3 protein-coding genes and 1 pseudogene are annotated in these 2,958 nt (G+C 36.6%); 2 read left to right on the plus strand and 2 right to left on the minus strand.

Annotated features, from left to right (window positions below):
* Nucleotides 1-398 (minus strand): annotated as a pseudogene (locus CYP84_RS09035) (motility associated factor glycosyltransferase family protein); the annotation flags it as partial.
* Between the two features lie 196 nt (nt 399-594).
* Nucleotides 595-1,155 carry a dCTP deaminase gene (dcd, locus tag CYP84_RS09040; RefSeq protein ID WP_002939953.1) on the minus strand — a complete coding sequence of 187 codons (561 nt, stop codon included), beginning with the start codon at nt 1,153-1,155 and terminating at the stop codon, nt 595-597.
* 123 nt (nt 1,156-1,278) lie between these two features.
* On the opposite strand from dcd, the gene CYP84_RS09045 reads away from it, so the two are divergent.
* Complete coding sequence (locus CYP84_RS09045; RefSeq protein WP_103637325.1) at nt 1,279-2,121, plus strand: DUF3737 family protein; 843 nt, start codon at nt 1,279-1,281, stop codon at nt 2,119-2,121.
* A 20-nt stretch (nt 2,122-2,141) separates the two neighbouring features.
* The gene (locus CYP84_RS09050) at nt 2,142-2,702 is read left to right on the plus strand and encodes a YcxB family protein (RefSeq protein ID WP_103637326.1); all 561 of its coding nucleotides are present in this window, start codon (nt 2,142-2,144) and stop codon (nt 2,700-2,702) included.
* The last annotated feature ends 256 nt before the right edge of the window (nt 2,703-2,958 follow it).

Here is a 2,958-nt window from a genome sequence, read left to right on the forward strand (position 1 = left end):
ATTTCAAGTTCTGGCTCAACTATTACTATTTTTTTATGGGCATTATTTTTTGCCAACGCTTTATAAAGTATACCATTTCCAAGACCATAGAAAAAAAGACCCGGGTACCTTTTATATTTTTTTTCTACATCATCAAGCATCTTATAAGTTTCTTCAACTGGATTTTTATATATAGTTTTTTTGCTTTCTTTAGCGATTATATTCATATCTATTGGGTCACTATTATTTAAAATAACTTCATATTTAGTTTGAGTTTCCATGCCAAAGAGTCTAGTAGCCAAAACTTCATCTTGTTGAAATAACGCTTGTAGGTTTTTTTCAAAGATAGGATTTTTTATACCGTTTAGTTTTGTTTCTTTTATATGCGTAGATATTTTTTTATCTTTTTTCTCTGTCATGCATATCCTTATATTTGAGCTTGATTTATGAGCTAGTTTATAAATTTTTAAGCAAAAGCTGTGCCAAATTTAAAATTTATTTATCAAAGCTTCGCTCTTTCTAACTTCTATTTCGTCAAAATTTCGTTATTGTTTAGGGTTTTTATAAAAAGTGGGAGATAAATTTAGCCTTTGCAAAATCGCAAAGGCATGAAAATTACTTCAAAATTCTAGGCAGTGTGATGCCTTCTTGGGCTTGGTATTTGCCGTTTTTATCAGCATAAGTCACCTCGCAAGGCTCATCACCCTCGATAAATAACACCTGCGCAATGCCCTCGTTCGCGTAAATTTTCGCAGGTAACGGCGTTGTGTTTGAGATCTCTATCGTGATATGTCCCTTAAACCCTGGCTCAAAAGGCGTCACATTTACGATGATGCCGCATCTTGCGTATGTGCTCTTGCCAAGGCAGATCGCTAGCACGTTATCAGGCATGTTAAAGTACTCGATCGTGCGCGCTAAAGCAAAAGAATTTGGCGGCACGATGCAGACATCACCCTTAAAATCGACCACATTTTTCTCATCAAAATTCTTTGGATCAACGACGGTCCCGCCGATGTTTGTGAAAATTTTAAACTCATCGCCCACACGGATATCGTAGCCATAGCTAGAAACGCCGTAGCTAACGACGCCGCGACCCACTTGCTCCTCGGCAAATGGCACGATCATCTTCTTTTCAACCGACATTTTCCTTATCCAAGAGTCTGATTTTAAACCCATTTTTGCTCCTTTTTTGGGGCGATTATAACGCTTTGCGTCTTTAAAGTAAATTTAATGGCATTTTGCAATAAATTTTGAGAAAATCAGTATAATTTTAAAAGAAAAATTTAATAAAGGACAAAAATGCAAGAGAGAAACGCTGAAATTTTCACTGGCGAGCGCGCGATGTTTGGGGCAAAGGGGATAAATTTTACTAACTGCATCTTTGAAGATGGCGAGTCGCCGCTAAAACACAGCTCAAATTTAAAGCTAAACGAGTGCGTTTTTGCCTACAAATATCCGCTCTGGTACGCAAGCGACATCACGCTAAATGGCGGATACTTGGAGCCTCTAGCAAGAGCTGGCATGTGGTACAGCACAAATTTAAGCTTCAAAGACGTGGTCATAAATGCGCCAAAAAGCTTTAGAAAAAGCTCGCAAATTTTACTTGAAAATGTAAGTTTCTCAGACGCCGCCGAGACACTTTGGGGGTGCGCGGACGTGAAGGTAAAAAACGTCTTTGCAAAAGGGGATTATTTTGGGGCAAATAGTGAAAATTTAGAGGTTGATGGGCTAAATTTAGATGGCAACTACTGCTTTGATAGCTGCAAAAACCTTCGCATCACAAACTCAAAGCTCATATCAAAAGATGCCTTTTGGAACTGCGAAAACGTGCTCGCGCAAAACTGCCTCATCTCAGGCGAATACCTAGCTTGGAACGCGAAAAACGTGACGCTCATAAACTGCACGATAAAGAGCTTGCAAGCGCTTTGCTACGTGGAAAATTTGGTCGTAAAAGATTGCATTTTTATGGATACAAGCCTTGCTTTTGAGTATTCAAGCGTAGATGTTAGCACAAAAAGCAGCATAAAAAGCGTGAAAAATCCAAAAAGTGGCGTCATAAGAGCTGGCAAGATAGAGGAGATCATCATAAACGGCAGTTTGGTTGATGCAAGCAAGATAAAGATAATCACCGATGAAATTTAGACAAAATTTGAAGGAATAAAATGCAAAATGAAAAATTTAGAGCGAAATTTAGTATAAAAAATGATGCTAAATTTAAAAAACTGCTACACGAAGTCTCGCGCACCGTCTATAAAAAGAATAAAATTGTATTTTTAATAAGGGCGATAGAGCTGCCATTTGCTGTGCTATGTGGAGTAGCTTTAGTCACGCTTTTTAACATTACTGGGCACGAGTTAATAGTATATTCTGATATGGACGATGTCTCTATTTTGGCAAGAAATTTAGCCATTGCTCTTTGTGTCGGCATAGTCTTGCTTTATATTTATGCGGCTATTATTAAGCCAGTTTTATTTACTAGAGCCATTTACTCAAACATCGATGTTGAGCGCGAACAAGAGATCGTTATATATGATGATGAGGTCTTGTTTGCCACGGCAACGAGCACGGTTCATTTTTCATATGGTGCGTTTCTTGGCACTTGCGAAACTGATGATTTTATAGCTTTGATCTTAAAAGAAGGCAGCTTCTTACAGATCCCAAAAGAGTCGCTAAATAAAAAATCACAAGACATTTTGGAATTTCTTGAGGGAAAAATAGGCTGAATTTAGTAAAAAAATTTTTAGGCATTATGAATTAAATTTGGCATGGCAATAAATTTACTAAATATCATTACTTTAGCAATACCAAATATTTTTTGCCGATAAAATATAGAGATAACCACGGATGAAAATTTGATTTGTTTTTGAAAAATCATTTGCTACACAACTCAAATTTTTAAAATCAAAATAGCTCGCGGACAAAAAATCTTACAAATTTCGTAAAATTTAATAACTTTTATCCTTAAAAGTAGTAAAATAG

The organism is Campylobacter concisus, from assembly GCF_002912425.1.
Taxonomy (GTDB): Bacteria; Campylobacterota; Campylobacteria; order Campylobacterales; family Campylobacteraceae; genus Campylobacter_A; species Campylobacter_A concisus_AH.